Raw genomic sequence first — 13,147 nt, 5'->3', positions numbered from 1 at the left:
GGTCTGCTCCTTACAGGTGCTTGAGGAAGGCGCGCAGGGCGTCGCTGACGGCGCGCGGCTGGTCGAACATGGCGAAGTGGCGCGCGTTGTCGACCGCGATCACTTCGAGGCGCGGCGTGCCCTTCATCAGCGCACGATAATACGCGAGCTTCTGCTCCGCGGTCACCCCGGTCTGCATCGAATCGAGGGCGAAATAGGGAGCCAGCACCAGCACCGGCGCGCTGATCGCCGCCAGGTTCGGGCGCAGGTCGAGCGCGACGATGCCGGAAACGTAGGCCGCCATCGCCTGCGGGTCGCTGTGCGCGCCCAGCTTCGCCAGTTCGTCGGCCTTGTTCATGTCGACCACGCCGATGCTGCGCATGTAGCGCTTCTGCTGCTCGGCGAACGCGGCGCCGCTGACGGCGGCCATGCGCGCGCCCATGCCTTCGGCCACGCGCAGGCGCTGCTCCGCCGGCACCTCCTCGGTGCCGGGGAAGACCGGCAGGCCGTCGATCGACACCACGCCGCCGATGCGCGCCGGCTGCATCTCCGCCAGCGCCAGGGCCAGCGTGCCGCCGATGCTGTGTCCGACCAGCACCGGCTTGTCGAGCTTGCGCGTCGCGATCAGCTCCAGCAGGGCGCGCCGCGCGCCCTCGATCGGGTCGCCGGCCGGCGCCGGGCGGCCGTCGAAGCCGGGCAGGGTGACCACATACACGGCCTGGCCGCCGGCGAACTCGCGCACCGTTTCTTGCCAGACCCAGCTGCCGCCGCCCAGGCCGGGAATCAGGATGAGCGGACGGCCGCCCTGGCCGTGGCGCTCGACCAGCATGCCCTGCACCTCGAAGCGCTCGGCGGGGGCGATGGTGGCGGCGAAACGGTTGGCCGTTCCGGGTGCCGGCCCCGGCGGCTGCTGGGCCGATGCGGGCGCGGCGATGGGAATGGTAAGCGCGAAGGTCAATGCGAACAATAACGAGGCTTTCATGCGGGCTCCTGGTCGGGGGTGAAGATGGCTTCTATCGGTTGCTGGAACAGTTTCGCGATGGCGAAGGCGAGCGGCAGGCTGGGATCGTAGCGCCCGTTCTCGATCGCGATCACGGTCTGGCGCGAAACGTCGAGCAGTTCGGCCAGGTGGGCCTGGCTCCAGCCGCGCTCGGCGCGCAGGTCGCGGATCAGGTTCTTCATTGATCGATCAACTTGCGCACGAGCGCGACAACGCCGGTCGCGCCGCAGAGCACGCACCAGACGGTGAACATCGACACGCGCGGAAAGCCCGCGTTCTCGAGGAAGCCGTAGGTGAAGCTCAGGCCGGCGGTGATGGCCGCGGCGAGCGCGATGTTCTCCAGCATCTGACGGCGCAGGTATTCGTCGATGCGCGCCAGGTGGCGCGCGATGGCCCAGATACCGGCGCCGAAGCCGATCATCGGGCTGACCAGCACCAGGGTGCGCAGGACGCCGTCCGGCATCGGCCGGCCGTAATGGATGGCGGCAAACAGCAAGGCCGTGTAGAGCGCCAGCGCGCCGAACAGCTCGCGGTGGTAGGCCCTGGTGACGCGTTTTTCGTGCATCTCATGCTCCCCGGTTGGACTGCAATGTAAAGTAGCCTTTACATGCTATGCCCGCGCCCCGGCGATGTCAAGCACCCTTTACATTGTCCGGCCGGACCCAATCCCGGCTACAATGCCGCTCTTCGATTCCACCAGCCAGCCAGCATGTCCGCATCCAGCCCGTCCCAGCCCCGCGTCGCCATCATCGGAGGCGGCCCCGCCGGCCTGATGGCGGCCGAAGTCCTGGCCGCGGGTGGCGCGGCGGTCGACGTCTACGACGCCATGGCCTCGGTCGGGCGCAAGTTCCTGCTGGCCGGGAAGGGCGGCATGAACATCACGCATTCCGAGCCCATCGATGCCTTCGTGGCGCGCTACGGCGCGCGCAGCGGCGACGTGGCGCGCTGGCTCGGGGACTTCACGCCGGGGCAGGTGCGCGACTGGATCCACGGTCTGGGCATCGACACCTTCGTCGGCACCTCGGGGCGCGTGTTCCCGACCGACATGAAGGCCGCGCCGCTGCTGCGCGCCTGGCTGCACCGCCTGCGCGAAGCCGGCGTGCGCTTCCACATGCGCCACCGCTGGCAGGGCTGGCGCGACGGACAGCTGCTGTTCGCCACGCCCGAGGGCGAGCTGGCCGTCGAGGCCGACGCCACCGTCCTGGCCCTGGGCGGCGCCAGCTGGGCCAGGCTCGGTTCGGACGGCGCCTGGGCGCCCTTGCTGGCCGCGCGCGGCGCCGAGGTCGCGCCGCTGGTGCCCTCGAACTGCGGCTTCGATACCGGCTGGAGCGCCCACTTCAGCGAGAAACACGCGGGCGCGCCGCTCACCACCGTGGCCATCGGCTACGAGGACCGCGACGGCCGCCGCGCGCGGCGCCAGGGCCAGTTCGTGGTCACCGCCACCGGCATCGAGGGCAGCCTGGTGTATGCCTTGTCGGCGCCGCTGCGCGACCAGATCGCCGCGCGCGGTGAGACCACCATCTGGCTCGACCTGGCGCCCGACCACGACGGCGAGCGGGTGCGGGCCGAGGTGCTGCGCCCGCGCGGCTCGCGCTCGATGTCCAGCCACCTGCAAAGCCGGCTCGGCATCAAGGGCGTGAAGGCGGGGCTGCTGCGCGAATGCCTCGACGCCGCGGCCTACAACGACCCCGAGCGGCTGGCGGCGGCGATCAAGGCGCTGCCGCTGGTCCTGAAGCGGACTCGTCCCATCGACGAGGCCATCAGCAGCGCCGGCGGCCTGCGCTTCGAGGCGCTCGACGGCAACGCCATGATCAAGGTGCTCCCCGGCGTGTTCGCCGCCGGCGAGATGATCGACTGGGAAGCGCCCACCGGCGGCTACCTGCTCACCGCCTGCTTCGGCAGCGGGCGCGCGGCCGGGGCGGGCGTGCTGCGCTGGCTCGGCCGCGCCTGATTGTTTACATAAGACCGGCCTTGCGCCGCAACTGGAAATACCAAGGGAATACCATGTCCAAGCAACAACCGAGCATCCTTCTACTGGTCGTGATCCTGGTGGTCCTCGCGCTGTTCGGCGCCGTCGGCGCGAAGTTCATGCTCAACCGGCATTCCGCGTCCACCATGAGCCAGCTGGCGGTGGTCTGGCCCGCCATCGAGACCATTCCGCAGGACGACCGCAACCTGCTCGTCGAGCTGGCCCTCACTTGCAACGTGGTCGACCGCGAGCCGGTCCGCGCCGAGGTGATCGACTGCCTGCGCTCCTCGGCTGCGACCATCCGGCCCTCGCCGAGCGAGCGCCTGGAGCGCCTGATCGCGCAGGCGCCGCGCACGCCCGCCCAGGGCTGACCGGACCGCTGCGCCGCTGGCGGCGCTTAGTCGACGAAGTGCACGGCGCCGCTGCCGGTGCGGTTGACGCTGCGCTGCGACGGCTCGCCGTGCACCTCGATGTCGCCGCTGCCGCTGACCGAGGCCGTCACCTTCTCCCGGACGGTGATGGTGGCGTTGCCCGAGCCGGTCTGGCGCAGTTGCGCCTGGTCGGCGCGCAGGCGCTGGGCGTCGAGCATGCCCGAGCCGCTGGCCTCGAGCTTGAGCTGGCGCGTGGCGCCGGCCAGGCGCATCGCGCCCGATCCCATCAGCTCCGCCTCGATGCTGTCGCTGTTGCCGGCGTCGAGGCTCAGTTCGCCGCTGCCGTGCAGCGTCGCCCGCGCCTCGCGGTAGCGGCCGACGAACTGCAGGCTGCCCGAGCCGTTCAGCGACAGGGCGATACGCTCGCCCGAGAAGCCGTTGACCCGCGTGGCGCCGCTTCCGTCGACGCTCAGGGAATCGAGCATCGGCAGCGTCACTTCCACTTCCAGCGGCTGGCGGTGGCGCAGCATGAGGCCGCGGGTGGCGATACGCAGGGTGTCGCCGCTGGCGACGGTCTCGATGTTCTGCAGCAGGCGCTGCTCGCCGCGCACCACCAGCGCGGGCTGGGGGCCGTAGCGCACGTTCAGGTCGACCGGGGCGTTCAGTTCGATCGCGCGCACGCGGCGCTCGAGCGGGCGGGTCTCCGTGGTGACCATCCGGCCTTCCGGGCGCGCGGCCGTGCCCTGGGCGCGCAGCATGGTGTAGGACAGGCCGATCAACACGAAAGCGAGGATCAGCAGGCTCAGGCCGATCCGGATCAGGGCGCGCATCGACATCGTTCAGGCTCCCCGCAGCAGCGACAGGTTCATCTGCAGGTAGCGCTTCACGCCGAGGGCGGCGTAGCGCGTGACCACGATCGAGACCAGGAACAGCACGATCCCGCCCAGCACCATGCCCAGTCCGAGCACGGCCTGGGTCATGCGCGAATCCTCGTCCATCTCGGTCGAGATGCGCACGCTGCTGCCGGCCATGCGTTCGGCGCCGCGCACCACGCGCGAGCTGTCGTCAGGATCGGCCTCCACGCCTGCCTCGGGGCCGGCATCGATTGCCGTGCCGGCATCGGTCGCGGGCCGGTCCAGGGTGTCGTCGCCTTCGTCGATCGTGATGCCGGTCTCGCTGATCGAGATGCGCGCGCGCACGCGTTCGGGCGCGCCGTCGCCGATGCTGACGTGGCGCAGCGGACCGTCGAGCACGAGTTCGTTGGCGCCCGACAGGCCGCTGGCGGTGATCGCGATCCCGCTCACGTAGAAGCCCAGCGCGGCGACGTAGAGCGCGGCCAGCAGCGAGCCGAAGACGGCGGCCGGGATCGCCATGAACAGGTTGAAGACCAGCAGCCCGATGGCCGAGGCGCACACGCGCAGCAGGTTGGCGGGATTCTTCTGTTCGGCGAAGGCGGCCATGTGGCTGTTAGCGCGCAGGGTCAGCGCGACCTTCTTCGGGTCGTCGAGTTCGCGCGCGATGTCGGCTTCCTGCCGACCGGTGGCCGTGCCGTCGACGAAGCGCTGCTCGTACCAGGCCAGGGTCTTCGCCTGCAGCTCCGGCGGCAGGCCGAGCATGGCCCGCTTGAGCGCGTCGAGGTATTCCAGTTTGCCCATCCGGACCGCCTCAGGGGTGCCCGAACGATAACATCGAGCCGAGCGCCGGCACCGTGGCGCCGGGGTGCCCGCCGATCAGTTCGGGGGCGACCAGCACCGCCGTGCTGGCGGCAACCAGGGCAAGCAGGCCCAGCAAGCGAAATCCAAGTTGGTAAGTCATGTCCATGTCCACGATCCGGTTTTCCATGTAACTACGCGATGTCACCGCGCGGTGTCACTGCGCGATGGTGCTACTGTACGGATCCGGCCGGCGTGGCGCCACCGCCGTGCGACAGGCTGCCGTTTTCGCGGGCCAGCCGGCCATGGGCGAGGATGGCCGTCGCGGCGCCCTGGCCGCTGCGCACCGCCGACTCGAGGGTGGCGGGGTAGTCGCTGGCCGTGTAGTCGCCGGCCAGGACCAGGCCCGGCAGATCGGTGGCGTTGCCCGGACGGGACAGGCCGGGGACACAGGCGAAGGTGGCGCGCTTGTCGGTGATGACCCGGCTCCAGCGCGGCGTGGCCAGGGCCGGCTGGCCGAAGGCCTGCGCCAGCTGGTTTGCCACCAGGCTCGCCAGGGTGTCCTGGTCGAGCGCGGCGGCGGCGCCGGCGGCGCTGATCACGACCGCCAGCAGGCCGCCCTGGCCGGGGTCGAGCTGGCCGCGGTCGAACACGAACTGGCCGAAGCGCCGCGCCGCCGGGTCTTCCAGCAGGGCGCAGAAGGGCAGCGGCAGGCGCAGCGCCGCGTCGTACTGCAGGTAGCAGGTCGAGATCGGCTCGTAGTCGAAGGCGTCGAGCCGGGCCGCGAGGTCGCCGGCGCCGGGCAGCGCGGCAATCAGGCCCGCGGCGGCGGCCGGCGGCGTGGCCAGCACCAGCGCGTCGAAACGCTGCCGGTCGCCGCCGCACGCCTGGCCGCTGGCCTGCACTTCCCAGCCGGCCGCGGTGCGGGCGATGGCGCCGACCTTGGCGCCAGCATGCACGGCGCCGCCGCGCTGCTCGATGTGGCGCGCGGCGGCCCGCGGGAACAGGGCGCCCAGTTCCAGGCGCGGGACCAGCATGTCGGAGGCGGCGCGGTGGGCGCCCAGGCTGTCGCGCAGCACCGCCAGGAAGACGTTGCTGGAGGCGCGCTCTGGCGGAGTGTTCAGCGCCGCCAGGCACAGCGGCTGCCACATCAGGCGGTTCAAGCGCGGGGTCTGGTCGAAGCGCGCCAGCAGCACGCTCACCGGCACGTCGTCGTTCAGGCGCCAGCCCATCCAGCGCGCGCTGGTGGTGAAGCGCGCCAGCGCCATCTTGTCCTCGCGCCCCAGGCCCTTCGCGCGCCACAGGGCGACGATCATGTGCCAGGGCGCGGGCAGGCGCGGGGCGACAAAGTCCATGCCGCCGGCGCCCGCCGGATAGCGCATCTGCAGCGGCAGGCGCAGCAGGGCCGCGGCCGGATCGACGCCGACGCGCTTGATGAGCTTCAGGGTCTGGTCGTAGGCGCCGAGCAGGATGTGCTGGCCGTTGTCGAGCATCTTGCCCTGAAGTTCGACGCCGCGGGCGCGCCCGCCGAGGGTGCGCGCCGCTTCGAACAGCGTGACGCGCGCGCGCTTGTCGGCCAATTCGACGGCGGCGGCGCAGCCGGCCCAGCCGCCGCCGACGACGGCGACATCGAGACCGGCGCCTTTGCCCGCTTTAGCTGCGCACATAGGTCTTCCACGCCAGCCAGAGCTTGCGCAGCGGCGTGAGCGAGATGCGCTGGCTCAGGACGTGGTAACCGTCGCGCGCGATCTCGTCGAGCAGGGTGCGGTAGATCGCCGCCATCATCAGGCCGGGCCGCTGGGCGCGCCGGTCCTCCTTCGGCAGCAGGGCCAGGGCCTCGTCGTACATCTTCTGCGCGCGCTCGGTCTGGAAGCGCATCAGCGCCTCGAACTTCTCGCTGTGGCGCGAATTGAGCAGGTCGGCGGCCGTCACCCCGAACTGCTGCAGCTCGTTGACCGGCAGGTAGATGCGGCCCTTGCGCGCGTCCTCGCCGACGTCGCGGATGATGTTGGTCAGCTGGAAGGCCAGGCCCAGCTTCTCGGCATAGGCCAGGGTCTGGGGCTGGGTGTAGCCGAAGATGCTGGCCGAGAGGATGCCGACCACGCCGGCCACGTGCCAGCAGTAGCGCGTCAAGCCCGCGTAGTCGAGGTAGCGGCTCTGGTCCAGGTCCATCTCCATGCCGTCGATGATCGCCTGCAGGTGCTGCTCTTCCAGGCGGTAGGTCGCGATGTGGGGTTGCAGGGCCTGGGTCACCGGATGGGTCGGCGTACCCTTGTACATGGTCGACACCTCGGTGCGCCACCAGGCCAGCTTGATGCGTGCGACCGAGCCGTCGGTCGCCTCGTCGACGGTGTCGTCGACCTCGCGGCAGAAGGCGTACAGCGCGGTGATCGCGCGCCGGCGCGCCGGTTCGAGGAACAGGAAGCTGTAGTAGAAGCTGGAACCGCTCTGGACAGTCTTTTGCTGGCAGTATTCGTCAGGAGACATGTAAAAATTGCAATGTTAGGCGATGCGAATCCGCTATCTTAGCCGAAGCGCGCACGGCAGGGGCCGTCAATCGGTGTTTCTCGGCCGTATTCGGGTCCAGGCAGGGCATGAGGCGCCGCATCTACATCCGCAGTGCGCGCCAGGCCATGACCAGGTAATCGCCCTTGCCGAGCTCCGGCCGGCGCCGGAACACGTCGTAGTCGGCGCGCTCGATGCGCTCCAGGATGCGCAGGCCGCCCTGGACGATCAGGCGCAGTTCCCAGCCGATGCGTCCCGGCAGGCGCCTGGCCAGCGGCGCGCCGCTGTGCATCAGCGCGCGCGCCCGCTCGACCTCGAAGGCCATCAGCGCGCGCCAGGCCGGGGTGTCCGCGCCGCTAAGCAGGTCGTGCTCGCCGACCCCGAACCGCGCCAGGTCTTCCTGCGGCAGGTAGATGCGGCCTTTCCGGATATCGATCGCCACGTCCTGCCAGAAGTTGATCAGCTGCAGGGCGGTGCAGATCGCATGCGAGTCCGCCAGGTTGCGCGCGTCGACCGCGCCATAGAGGGCCAGCATCAGGTGTCCGACCGGATCGGCCGAGCGCCGGCAATAGTCGAGCAGCGAGGCGTAGTCCGGGTAGCGGGTGGTGACCACGTCCTGGCGGAAGGCCGACAGCAGGTCGCGCAGCGGTTGCAGGGGCAGGGCGAACGTTCTCGCCACGCCGGCCAGGCGCGCGAACATCGGGCGCGCGGGCGTTTCCCCGCGTACGATGGCGTCCAGCGCCGCGGCGTACTCGGCCAGGCCGGCCAGGCGTTCCTCGGGTGCGGCGTCGCCTTCGTCGGCGACGTCGTCGGCGCCGCGGGCAAAGGCGTAGATGGCTTCGACGGCCGGCACCAGGCGGCGCGGCATGAGGATGGAGGCGACGGGGAAGTTTTCGTAATGGTCGACTGGCATGCAAATCAATGACTCGTAGGTCATTTACGCTAATTATTTGCATGATTATAATTGCCGGGCCTTGAGGCAGCCCCTTTGCGTGGAATAATGCAGGGCTTCCCGACGAGATATGGCGCACGGCTTAGCGCTCGCTCGACAGCCGTCCGTATCCAAGAACGAAATAAAGAGGAATAACCACCCGTGTTCGCCCCGATCCGACTGCGCCGGCCGCTGGCCGTGCTTGCCCTGCCATTCTGCGCGCTGCTCCTGTCGTCCTGCTCGAAGGACGAAAAGAAACCCGAAGACGTGCGTCCGGTGCGCGCCATCGTCCTGGCCCAGGACGAACTGGGCGTGAACGCCGAGTTCTCGGGCGAAGTGCGCCCGCGCATCGAGTCGCGCCTGGGCTTCCGGGTGGCCGGCAAGATCGTCGAGCGCAAGGTCGACGTCGGCGCGGTCGTCAGGAAGGGCGACGTGCTGATGCAGCTCGACCCCCAGGACCTGAAGCTGGCCGCCAGCCAGGCCCAGGCCAGCCTGCGCGCGGCCGAGACCAACCGCGACCTGGCCAGCTCCGACTACAAGCGCTACCAGGAACTGCGCGCCAAGAACTTCGTCAGCCAGTCGGTGCTCGATTCCAAGCGCGCCGCCCTGCGCGCGGCCCAGGCCGAAGCCGACGCCGCGCGCGCCGCCTTCCGCGGCCAGGCCAACCAGGCCGGCTACAGCAATCTGGTGTCGGACATCGACGGCGTCGTCACCGGCATCGATGCCGAGGTCGGCCAGGTGGTGAACGCCGGCACCCCGGTGGTGCGGGTGGCGCGCACCGACGAGATGGAGGTCGTGATCGGCATTCCCGAAGACCGGGTCGACGAGATCCGTCGCATCGCGTCGGTCAACGTGCGTCTGTGGGCCAATCCAGGCGAGGCGATTCCCGGCCGCGTGCGCGAGGTGTCGCCGGTCGCCGATCCGGCGACCCGCACCTATACCGCCAAGGTGGCGATCCCGCCGCGCCCCGAGGTGCGCCTGGGGATGACGGCCGCCGTGCAGTTCGCCGGACGCTCGGGCACGGGCGGCCTGCGCGCGCCGCTCACCGCGCTGCACCACGAGAAAGGCGTGACCAGCGTCTGGATCGTCGAGAACGGCGCGGTCAAGCTGGTGCCCGTGCAGATCGCCGGCCAGGCCGGCAACGACGTGCTGCTCGGCGCCGGCGTCCAGCCCGGCCAGACGGTGGTGACGGCCGGCGTCAACCTGCTTCGGAACGGCCAGAAGGTGCGCATCCTGACGGCCGACGTGGCGCGCCGCGGCGACACCGAGGCCGCCGCGGCGGGTGCGCCTGCGCCGGTGCCCGTAGGTGCGCCGACGCCTGCGCCGACGCCTGCCCCGACGCCTGCGCCGACGCCTGCCCCGACGCCTGCCCCGACGCCTGCGCCGGCGTCCCCCGCGTCTTCCGCTCCCGCTGACGGCGGGGGCGCCAAATGAGGGGCTTCAACCTGTCGCGCTGGGCGCTCGAGAACATCCCGCTGACGCGCTTCCTGATTGCCGCACTCTTGCTCGGCGGGATCTTCAGTTACCAGAACCTGGGCCAGGACGAGGACCCGCCATTCACCTTCCGCGTGATGGTGGTGCGCGCCATCTGGCCGGGCGCGACGGCGGTGCAGATGGCCGAGCAGGTCACCGACAAGCTCGAGCGCAAGCTGCAGGAAACGCCCCACATCGACAAGATCCGCAGCTTCTCCAAGCCCGGCGAAACCACGATCCTGGTCGCGCTGCGCGAGTCGACGCCTCCGCAGGAGGTGCCGGAGTCCTGGTACCAGGTGAGAAAGAAGATCGGCGACATCGCCGGCACCCTGCCGCAGGGCGTGATCGGTCCCTTCTTCAACGACGAATTCGGCGACACCTACGGCTCGATCTTCGCGCTCTCGGGCGACGGCTTCACCTATGCCGAGATGAAGGATTACGCCGACTTCGTGCGCCAGCAGCTGCTCGGCGTACCGCTGGTGGCGAAAGTCGAGCAGTTCGGGGTGCAGAACGAGAAGGTCAACATCCTGTTCTCGAACAAGAAGTTCGCCCAGCTGGGCGTGCCGTTCGAGCAGATCGTCAACCAGATCGCGACCCAGAACGGGGTCGAGGCGGCCGGCGTGCTGGTCACGCCGACCGACAATCTGCAGGTACGCGTCAGCGGCGCGATCCGCACCACGCGCGAGCTGGAAGACCTGCAGCTGCGCGCCGGGAACACGACCTTCCGCCTGGGCGACTTCGCGCAAGTGAAGCGCGAGTACCAGGACCCGCCGACGGACAAGATGCGCTTCAACGGCAAGGAGGTGATCGGCCTGGGCGTGTCGATGGAAAAGGGCGGGAACATCATCGCGCTCGGCGAGTCGCTGGACGAGACCGTGGCGCGCATCCGCGCCCAGCTTCCGGTCGGCATCGAGCTCGAACGCGTGTCGAACCAGCCCCAGGCCGTCACCGCCTCGGTCGACGAATTCATGCACGTGCTGGTCGAGGCCGTGGTGATCGTGCTGGCGGTGAGCTTCCTGGCGCTCGGCCTGCATACCAAGCCGACGCTGCGGATCGACGTCCGGCCCGGCATGGTGGTGGCGCTGACCATCCCGCTGGTGCTGGCGATCACCTTCCTCTTCATGCGCATGCTCGACATCTCGCTGCACAAGGTCTCGCTGGGCGCCCTGATCATCGCCCTTGGCCTGCTGGTGGACGACGCCATCATCGCGGTCGAGATGATGGTCAGGAAGATGGAAGAGGGCCTGTCGCGCTTCGAGGCGGCCACCTTCGCCTATACCTCGACCGCGATCCCGATGCTGACCGGGACCCTGATCACGGCCGCCGGCTTCCTGCCGATCGGCCTGGCGAAATCGGCGGCCGGCGAATACACCTTCTCGATGTTCTCGGTGAACGCGATCGCCCTCATCGTGTCGTGGGTGGTGGCGGTGACCTTCACGCCCTACATCGGTTTCCTGCTGCTGAAGGTGACGCCGCACGGCCATGGGCAGTCCTCGCACGACGTGTTCGACACCCCGGGCTTTCGCCGTTTCCGCCGCCTGGTCAGTTGGTGCGTCGAGTTCCGCTGGACCACCATCGTGCTGAGCCTCGCGGTGTTCTTCCTGGGCGTGTTCGGCTTCAAGTTCATCGAGAAGCAGTTCTTCCCCGATTCGAGCCGCCCCGAGCTGATGGTCGAGATGTGGCTGCCGGAAGGGACCAGCTTCGCCGCCAACGAGGCATTGGTGAAGAAGTTCGAGGCATTCGTCCGCAAGCAGCCGGAAACCGAGAGCATCACGAGCTACGTCGGTACCGGCAGCCCGCGCTTCTACCTGCCGCTGGACCAGATCTTCCCGCAGTCGAACGTCTCGCAGTTCGTGGTGCTGCCGAAGGACGTCGCCCAGCGCGAAGCCCTGCGCGTGAAGATCCAGGACGTCTTCAAGAATGCATTCCCCGAAGTGCGCGGCCGCGTCAAGCTGCTGCCGAACGGGCCGCCGGTGCCGTACCCGGTGCAGTTCCAGGTGGCCGGTCCCGACATCGGCGTGGTGCGCGGCCTGGCCGACCAGGTCAAGGACGTGCTGCGCGCGAACCCGAACGCGGTCGGCGTGAACGACAACTGGAACGAATCGGTCAAGGTGCTGCGCCTCGACCTCGACCAGGATAAATTGCGCGCCCTGGGCGTGACCTCGCAGTCGGTGCGGCGCGCCGTGAACACCGTCCTGTCGGGCACCACCGTCGGCCAGTTCCGCGAGACCAACGAATTGATCGACATCGTGGTGCGCCAGCCGGTCGAGGAGCGTTCCACCATCACGGTGCTGCGCGATACGAACATCCCGACCGCCTCGGGCCGTTCGGTGACGATCGGCCAGGTGGCGCGCGTCGAGTTCGTGTGGGAACCGGGCGTGGTCTGGCGCGAGGGCCGCGAGTGGGCGATCATGGTCCAGTCGGACGTGGTCGACGGCATCCAGGGACCGACCGTCTCAAGCCAGGTCGGCGAACAGCTGGCGGCCCTGCGCGCCAAGCTGCCGGCCGGCTACCGCATCACGCTCGAAGGCGCGGCTGCCGACAGCTCGGAAGCCGAGGCCTCGATCTCGGCCAACGTGCCGCTGGTGCTGTTCATCGTCTTCACGCTGCTGATGCTGCAGCTGCACAGCTTCTCGCGTTCGCTGCTGGTGTTCCTGACCGGCCCGCTGGGCGTGGCCGGCGCGGCGATGGCGCTCCTGATCCTCGACCGGCCTTTCGGTTTCGTGGCGAATCTCGGCGTGATCGCGCTGTTCGGCATGATCATCCGGAACTCGGTGATCCTGGTCGACCAGATCGAACAGGACATCAAGGGCGGGGCCGAGGCCTGGGACGCGATCGTCGAAGCCGCGGTGCGGCGCTGCCGCCCGATCCTGCTGACGGCCGCCGCCGCGGCGCTGGCCATGATCCCGCTGTCGCGCTCGGTGTTCTGGGGGCCGATGGCGGTGGCGATCATGGGCGGGCTGCTGGTGGCGACGGCCTTGACGCTGCTGTTCCTGCCGGCGCTGTATGCGGCGTGGTTCCGGGTCAAGAAGCCGGTGGCGTGACTGCAGGGAGGGCGCGCCTTGTCGATTCGGGCGCGCATGCGGTGGGTTCGAGAACCCACCCTACGAACCCGCCTTGGTAGGGTGGACACCCGTGTCCACGCGGTTTCATCGCCAGAACAAAGGCAAAACGTAGGGTGGGTTCTCGAACCCACCTACGAACCGCCGCTCTGGTAGGGTGGACACCCGTGTCCACGCGGTTTCATCGCCAGAACAAAGGCAAAAC

Annotated in this window: 13 protein-coding genes; 4 read left to right on the top strand and 9 right to left on the bottom strand. The window is 69.4% G+C overall.

Annotated elements, in window-relative coordinates:
* Window positions 1-10 precede the first annotated feature (10 nt).
* From RT688_RS18320 to RT688_RS18310, 3 genes are read right to left on the bottom strand one after another with little or no spacing between them, the layout of a single operon-like run.
* Window positions 11-961, bottom strand: coding sequence for an alpha/beta hydrolase (locus RT688_RS18320; RefSeq protein WP_313706281.1), 951 nt, complete (start codon window positions 959-961; stop codon window positions 11-13).
* Window positions 958-1,161, bottom strand: coding sequence for a helix-turn-helix transcriptional regulator (locus RT688_RS18315; protein WP_313706280.1), 204 nt, complete (start codon window positions 1,159-1,161; stop codon window positions 958-960). The genes RT688_RS18320 and RT688_RS18315 overlap by 4 nt, the downstream gene beginning before the upstream one ends.
* Window positions 1,158-1,544: a hypothetical protein gene (locus RT688_RS18310; RefSeq protein WP_313706279.1), complete on the bottom strand. Its 387-nt coding sequence runs from the start codon at window positions 1,542-1,544 to the stop codon at window positions 1,158-1,160. Before RT688_RS18310 ends, RT688_RS18315 begins: the two co-directional genes overlap by 4 nt.
* Before the next feature lie 144 nt (window positions 1,545-1,688).
* Between RT688_RS18310 and RT688_RS18305 the strand changes: the two genes are divergently transcribed.
* On the top strand, window positions 1,689-2,930 hold the full coding sequence (locus RT688_RS18305; protein WP_313706278.1) for a TIGR03862 family flavoprotein: 1,242 nt from the start codon (window positions 1,689-1,691) through the stop codon (window positions 2,928-2,930).
* A gap of 53 nt (window positions 2,931-2,983) precedes the next feature.
* Window positions 2,984-3,319, top strand: a complete 336-nt coding sequence (locus tag RT688_RS18300) for a hypothetical protein (protein WP_313706277.1) — start codon at window positions 2,984-2,986, stop codon at window positions 3,317-3,319.
* Window positions 3,320-3,345: 26 nt separating this feature from the next.
* On the opposite strand, the gene RT688_RS18295 is transcribed toward RT688_RS18300, so the two are convergent.
* The 6 genes from RT688_RS18295 to hpnC all read right to left on the bottom strand — a co-directional run bounded on the left by RT688_RS18295 (window position 3,346) and on the right by hpnC (window position 8,389).
* On the bottom strand, window positions 3,346-4,155 hold the full coding sequence (locus RT688_RS18295; RefSeq protein ID WP_313706276.1) for a head GIN domain-containing protein: 810 nt from the start codon (window positions 4,153-4,155) through the stop codon (window positions 3,346-3,348).
* 3 nt (window positions 4,156-4,158) lie between these two features.
* Window positions 4,159-4,974, bottom strand: coding sequence for an HAAS signaling domain-containing protein (locus RT688_RS18290; protein ID WP_313706275.1), 816 nt, complete (start codon window positions 4,972-4,974; stop codon window positions 4,159-4,161).
* A gap of 10 nt (window positions 4,975-4,984) precedes the next feature.
* Window positions 4,985-5,134: a hypothetical protein gene (locus RT688_RS18285; RefSeq protein WP_313706274.1), complete on the bottom strand. Its 150-nt coding sequence runs from the start codon at window positions 5,132-5,134 to the stop codon at window positions 4,985-4,987.
* A gap of 70 nt (window positions 5,135-5,204) precedes the next feature.
* A complete protein-coding gene (gene hpnE / locus RT688_RS18280; RefSeq protein WP_313706273.1) occupies window positions 5,205-6,638 on the bottom strand; it encodes a hydroxysqualene dehydroxylase HpnE in 1,434 nt (477 codons plus the stop codon).
* Window positions 6,625-7,458 (bottom strand): presqualene diphosphate synthase HpnD, encoded by an 834-nt coding sequence (gene hpnD / locus RT688_RS18275; protein WP_313706272.1) that lies wholly within the window; start codon window positions 7,456-7,458, stop codon window positions 6,625-6,627. The genes hpnE and hpnD overlap by 14 nt, the downstream gene beginning before the upstream one ends.
* Window positions 7,459-7,579: 121 nt before the next feature.
* Window positions 7,580-8,389 carry a squalene synthase HpnC gene (gene hpnC, locus RT688_RS18270; protein ID WP_313706271.1) on the bottom strand — a complete coding sequence of 270 codons (810 nt, stop codon included), beginning with the start codon at window positions 8,387-8,389 and terminating at the stop codon, window positions 7,580-7,582.
* A 180-nt stretch (window positions 8,390-8,569) separates the two neighbouring features.
* Between hpnC and RT688_RS18265 the strand changes: the two genes are divergently transcribed.
* Together RT688_RS18265 and RT688_RS18260 are read left to right on the top strand one after the other, a co-directional pair.
* Window positions 8,570-9,841 (top strand): efflux RND transporter periplasmic adaptor subunit, encoded by a 1,272-nt coding sequence (locus RT688_RS18265; protein WP_313706270.1) that lies wholly within the window; start codon window positions 8,570-8,572, stop codon window positions 9,839-9,841.
* Complete coding sequence (locus RT688_RS18260; RefSeq protein ID WP_313706269.1) at window positions 9,838-12,924, top strand: efflux RND transporter permease subunit; 3,087 nt, start codon at window positions 9,838-9,840, stop codon at window positions 12,922-12,924. Before RT688_RS18265 ends, RT688_RS18260 begins: the two co-directional genes overlap by 4 nt.
* Window positions 12,925-13,147 lie beyond the last annotated feature (223 nt).

The organism is Massilia sp. (assembly GCF_032106685.1).
GTDB lineage: Bacteria > Pseudomonadota > Gammaproteobacteria > Burkholderiales > Burkholderiaceae_D > Telluria.
The sequence above is the reverse complement of the archived record's forward strand: the minus strand, read 5'-3'. Positions and strand labels throughout refer to the sequence as shown.